Origin of the sequence: Lentzea sp. (assembly GCF_036380075.1) — a bacterium.
Lineage (GTDB): Bacteria > Actinomycetota > Actinomycetes > Mycobacteriales > Pseudonocardiaceae > Lentzea.
Genome location: NZ_DASVFL010000304.1, coordinates 1 through 5,215, shown reverse-complemented (window position 1 = coordinate 5,215; position 5,215 = coordinate 1). Strand labels below are relative to the sequence as shown.

The 5,215-nt window shown below is 70.0% G+C and carries 7 protein-coding genes and 1 rRNA gene; 4 read left to right on the top strand and 4 right to left on the bottom strand.

Annotation, left to right across the window (positions count from 1 at the left end):
* Positions 1-90 (top strand): 5S ribosomal RNA (gene rrf / locus VF330_RS32055); the annotation flags it as partial.
* A 161-nt stretch (positions 91-251) separates the two neighbouring features.
* Positions 252-416, top strand: coding sequence for a hypothetical protein (locus tag VF330_RS32050; protein WP_330855444.1), 165 nt, complete (start codon positions 252-254; stop codon positions 414-416).
* Between the two features lie 199 nt (positions 417-615).
* Here the strand turns inward: VF330_RS32050 and VF330_RS32045 are convergent, their stop codons facing one another.
* On the bottom strand, positions 616-975 hold the full coding sequence (locus VF330_RS32045; protein ID WP_330855443.1) for a nucleotide pyrophosphohydrolase: 360 nt from the start codon (positions 973-975) through the stop codon (positions 616-618).
* An 87-nt stretch (positions 976-1,062) separates the two neighbouring features.
* On the opposite strand from VF330_RS32045, the gene VF330_RS32040 reads away from it, so the two are divergent.
* Entirely contained in the window at positions 1,063-1,863 is an 801-nt protein-coding gene (locus VF330_RS32040; RefSeq protein ID WP_330855442.1) for an SDR family NAD(P)-dependent oxidoreductase, read from the top strand.
* On the opposite strand, the gene VF330_RS32035 is transcribed toward VF330_RS32040, so the two are convergent.
* The 3 genes from VF330_RS32035 to VF330_RS32025 form a co-directional block, all read right to left on the bottom strand.
* Entirely contained in the window at positions 1,836-2,738 is a 903-nt protein-coding gene (locus tag VF330_RS32035) for a hypothetical protein (RefSeq protein ID WP_330855441.1), read from the bottom strand. The two genes, VF330_RS32040 and VF330_RS32035, sit on opposite strands and share 28 nt — an antisense overlap.
* A 198-nt stretch (positions 2,739-2,936) precedes the next feature.
* Positions 2,937-3,848 (bottom strand): helix-turn-helix domain-containing protein, encoded by a 912-nt coding sequence (locus tag VF330_RS32030; protein ID WP_330855440.1) that lies wholly within the window; start codon positions 3,846-3,848, stop codon positions 2,937-2,939.
* Between the two features lie 92 nt (positions 3,849-3,940).
* Complete coding sequence (locus VF330_RS32025) at positions 3,941-4,591, bottom strand: hypothetical protein (RefSeq protein ID WP_330855439.1); 651 nt, start codon at positions 4,589-4,591, stop codon at positions 3,941-3,943.
* Positions 4,592-4,639: 48 nt separating this feature from the next.
* Between VF330_RS32025 and VF330_RS32020 the strand changes: the two genes are divergently transcribed.
* Positions 4,640-5,098, top strand: a complete 459-nt coding sequence (locus tag VF330_RS32020) for a very short patch repair endonuclease (protein WP_330855438.1) — start codon at positions 4,640-4,642, stop codon at positions 5,096-5,098.
* The last annotated feature ends 117 nt before the right edge of the window (positions 5,099-5,215 follow it).

Sequence of the window (5,215 nt, the reverse complement as noted above, 5' to 3'; positions counted from 1 at the left end):
CCCGGTCCCATTCCGAACCCGGTAGTTAAGCCCTTCTGCGCCGATGGTACTGCACTGGTTACGGTGTGGGAGAGTAGGTCGCCGCCGAACTTAATTTGCCCTGCGGGTCGAGCGCCACAAGCGCTCCCCGCAGGGCTTTTTCGTCTTTCCCGAGGAGCTCGTGCCGGCCGCGGCGGCTGACCGGGTGATGCGTTCCCGGCGAGCGGGTGACGTGCGTCAAGGCCTCCTCCCCGATCCCTACCGTGATCGTCATGAACGAGCAGTGGGCAGGGGAGGCACCGTTGCGGTGGCGAGCGCGCAGGAGGCGGGGCAGGCACGCCCGCGAACCCGCGCCGTCCTCGCAGTCGTTCCTGCCCGCAGTGCTCGGCGTCGTGCTGCTGGTGTGCCTGATCCTCCTCCTGCTGACGTACCTCTAGCGGGACTGCAGTGCGTCGAACGCCACGGCTGGAGCACGATCACGAGCCGGCGTTCGTCGCCGGGAACCCGGACGACGACCAGGTGGATGGTCGTCACCCCGGACCATTCCGTCGACGCTGGACACGGGAGCGCCGTTCCCCGTGGGGAAGCGAGACCAATGCCGCATCGGGGAACGGCGCTTCGCCGGCGACACCGGACTCACCGGCCGTTCTCGTCGATCGCGACGGGCCGCAGATCACCGGTCGGGAACCGCCGCTCATTCCTGTCGATCTTGGCGAACGCTGCCTCGACGAGGTCGACCCCCAACTTGTCCGCCAGCCGGGTCAGGTAGTGCATCACGTCCGCGAGCTCGTCCCGCACGTTCCAGGCGAGCTCCGGGTCCTCCATCGCGTTCTGCGCCTCCTCCGGCGTCAACCACTGGAAGAGGTCGGTCAGCTCGCCGACCTCCCCCGACAACGCCATCACCAGGTTCTTCGGCGTGTGGTACCTGTCCCAGTCGCGCGCCGCGGCGAACGCCCGCAACGCATCCCTCAGGTCCACGAGGTCACGCTCACTCATGTCCACTGACTACCACGTGGACGAACGAGCAAGGAAGGCGGCTGATCAAGCATGGATCGTCCGCGTCAACGTTGATTGGCTTGAGTCATGTCAACGTTGAGCGCGATCAACCCCTCCACCATCTTGATCCTCGGCGCCACCGGCAAGACCGGCCGGCGCGTCACCGCACTCCTGGGTTCCGCGGCCCGTCCCGCGTCGCGGTCGTCGGACACGAAGTTCGACTGGTCGGTCCCCGCCACCTGGGAGCCGGCTGTCACCGGAACCACCGCGGTCTACGTCGTTCCGCCGGACAACCCGGCGGTGCTGGCCGAGTTCGTGCCGCTGGCCGTGAAGGCCGGTGTCACACGGCTCGTGCTGCTGTCGATGCGCGGCGCACCCGACGACGACCCGTCCGAGGCGGCGGTCAAGAACTCCGGTGTCGACTGGACGGTGTTGCGGCCGACCTGGTTCATGCAGAACTTCGACGAGGACCTGTTCGCCGAGCCCGTGCGGCACGGTGAGCTCGCGGTGCCCGCGGGCCAGGGCCTCCACCCGTTCATCGACGTCGTGGACATCGCCGAGGTCGCCGTCGTCGCGCTGACCGAAGACGGACACGCGGGGAAGACCTACGAGCTGAGCGGCGCCGAGCCGTTGTCGTTCGCCGAGATGCTGGCGCGGATCGTCGCGGTGACCGGCAAGCCCGTCGTCTACAGCGACGTCGAGCCGGACGAGTTCGCTGGCTCGTTGCGCGGCCTCGGCTACCCGGACGAAATCGCCGACCTCGTCACGATGCTGCTCGTGCGCATCCGCACGGGCGAAGAAGCGCACCTGTCCGATGGCGTGCAGCGGGTGCTCGGTCGTGAGCCGCGCACGTTCGCGGACTACTTGGGCAGCAGCAGCTTCGCGTGAAGGCCGCGCGTGCCTTCGTTGGTGATCACGGCTTCGCACAGCGCGCGGCCGGTGCGGGCGCGCCATTGCTGCACCGTCTCCCAGTAGCGACGGCCCGTCGAGTGGGCGAGCTGGCCGATGCGTTCGCCTTCGAGCAGCACCTCGAGGGTGTGCTCGCCGATGTGGGAGCCGCGGGCGATGCGGCAGTCCTTCAGTTCTGCGATGACGTGGACGGGAGTGCGGCCGTTGACCACGCGGTGCAGCACGTGCTGATGCGATTCCTCGTCCGTGATGGTGACTTGCTGCTCGGCTGGAAGCGTCGGTGCCGTGCCGAGCGCTTCGTGGTCGAGCAGCAGTAGCCGCGGCACGCCGAGATGCAGGTGCACGCCGTAGTGCGGGCCGCTGCCCAGGATGCGGGCGGGGCATGAACCGAGCTCGCCGCGTTCGGCCAGCTCCAGCAGCAACGGCTGGTAGTCCGTGGCCTGGTCTCCGCGCAGGTAGCCGGCGGTGACCGCGGAGCCGTCGGTCCGCAGCAGGTCGACCCGCACCACCTTTCCGGACTCCGGCACGAGCACGGCGGTCGCGGGAACGGCCCCGTCGACCGCGAGCGCCGAGGCTTGCCGCGCGATCTCGGCGATGGCGTCCTGGTGGTGCGACTCGTCGACGACCGCGACCCGTCCTGCCGTGGACAGGCGGCGGATGCGGGACCGCGTGCGCATCGTGGTGACCGGTTCGGAGGCGTGGTTGTGCTTGGTCCCGACGAACATCAACGCGAACAGCGCGAGTCCGATGACGAAGCCGAGCGGGCCGAGAGCAACGGTCAGAACCAGCGCGAGCACGGCAACGGCGATGAGTACGGCTGCGGGCGAGGGCTCTGTGCGTTGCTGCATCGTCATGGGGCATCCTCACGACTCGGCGTCCCGTCACTCTGAGTGTCGAGCATGCCGGGCGATGCGTTTCAAGAATCGCTCGTTTGGTCTAATACAACGGGCCAAATACTTCAATCAGTGACCAGAGGGTCACGCTGCCCGGAGCTGTCGACCAACGGTGACCGCGGATTCTCCTCGGCAAGCCTTCGCCTGATCCCGGTGCTTTCAGTGCACCAGGGTGAGACGCGCGCGCCCTCTCGGCCCCGGTTCGCCGCCACCCGGCAGCGCGGTGAGGACCAGGCCGAACACCAGCCCGTTGAGCTCCTCCAGGCCAAGGTTCAGTTCCTTGGCGACGTGCAGCGGTGTCGTGCCGTTCTCACGGAGGACCCGGAACACCTTGGTGAGCAGTTTGGACGTCTCGCGGCGCGTCATGCCGCCGTGGGCGAGGCTGAGGACGTTCGCCCTCTTGATGAACCGTTCTCTGGCCACGTGCCAGTGCCGGTGGTCCGTGCCCCTGAGCCGCTGCCGGGGCATGAGGAACTCGTCGGCGAACTCCTGCGGCGCGTCGTGCCCGAGCAGCACCGCGAGCTGGACGGCCGCGTCGAACCGGGCCTGCTCCGGCGATGCCGCCGGCGTGAGGAACACGTACGGCGTGCCGTTGTGCCAGCACGAGAACGCTTCCTGCGCGCCGCAGTCGACCGGCAGCGAGAACACCCGCACCCCGTGCGCCTCCAGCAGCTGCACCATGTTCGGCGCCGGCCCGTGGTCGAGTCGCCAGCACTCCCGCGTCCCGTCCGGCGACGTCCTCGGCCGGGGCAGGTCGGGCTGGGGCAGCACGAAGAGGCGCTCGAGCCATCCGTTGAACTCGATCGCCAGCTGCGCCGCGGCGGTCGCCTGCGCGGTGGGCGGCGCTTCCCGCAGCGCGCTCTGGGGCCGCGGCGGTTCCGGTGCCAGGAGGAACGTCCCGGGGAACCCGAGCGCCCCGGCCAGCAGCTCCACCGTGGCGGCCTTGGGCCGGCGGACGCCGCGCTCGTACTCGCCGATCGCCCGCGCCTGCACCCCGGCCTTGCGCGCGAGCTCGGCCGCGGTGAGACCGCGCCGGGTGCGGGCGAGCGTGAGTCGCGAGGGCGTGAGCATGATCGGGCCATTGTGGCCCCCGGCCCGTCGCCAGGCGAGGCGGGTCTCGTGAAGTGGACGGTCAGCAGGTCACGACGGTCCGACGGGTGGGATCACCCGCGCGGCACACCGCGCCGGCGCAGCGCGACGGGGAAGTCCACCTCCTCCGGACCGTCCACAGTGGGCGTCCTGGGCTGCGGGAACTCCATCGGCGGCAACACGATCCGGTGCGCCCACCGCTCGATGACCTGGTTCTGCGGCGTGGGCTCCGGCTGCGACACCTCCCGCAACACCACGAGCCGGTCCTCCAGCTGCAACGGGTACGTGACGAGGAACCACAGCTTGAACCCCTCGTTGCGCACGTTCTCGAACAGCGCGAACTGGTCGTGGTCGTTGTCCCGCATCATCGCCGCGATGGCGGGCCCCTTCGCGTAGTCGCTGCGCAACGGCACGTCCGGCGACCCCGTCCCCCGGTTGCCCTGCAACGTGCCCAGCAGGATCGGCCGCGACGGGTGCCGCACCAGCCCGGCGTTCCAGTGGTCGAGCCGCTGCCACCCCTCTTCCACAAGCAGCCGACGCAACGTGCCCACCCGGTGGATCCAGTCGAGCAGCCCGGCCGCGTTGGTCGGCCCGAACGGCGGCGAGGCGGCGCGGGCGTCGATGCCGGCGGACACCGCGCGGTCCAGGACCTGCCGGCGCAGGCCGAGCTCGGCGAGCTGCTCGTCGGCGGTGGGGGTGAGCTTGCGGAAGGCGGCGTTGGTCATGAGCCGACGGTAGCGCCGGGGTCTGACAATTCCTGGAGACTGCTGCTCGTGTACCGCTACGTCGACGCAGGACCAGCACCGGCCGCCACCTCGGAGGCGACGGCGAGGGTGATGCGCAGGACCCGCAGGACCGGCACCGCCCCTGAACTGGCGGTTCGTCGGGCGCTGCACCGCCGCGGACTGCGTTGTCTGGTCGATGTCGCCGCACCGGGCACCAACCGGCGCAGACGGGTGGACGTGCTGCTGCGTGGCGCCAAGATCGCCTTGTTCGTCGACGGCTGCTACTGGCACTCGTGTCCCGAACACGGCCACCTGCCGAAGGCGAACCGCGAGTGGTGGCGCGTGAAGTCGCACGGCGTCGTCGTCCGCGACCGGGACACCGATCTCCGGCTCGCGGCCGCCGGGTGGCTCGTGGTCCGGGTCTGGGAACACGAAGACCCGGACGACGTCGCCGTCCGGGTCACCGCGCTCAACGCCGCGCGGCTGCTCAGGCCGCCACCGGCGTGAGCTGGTGCAGCACGTCCCGCTCACCCAGCCGCTCCCGCGCCCACTCCACCACCGCGGTCTCCTGCGCGAACAGCACGATCTGCCGGTCCTCCGACAGCCGCAGCAGCAGGTCGAGCA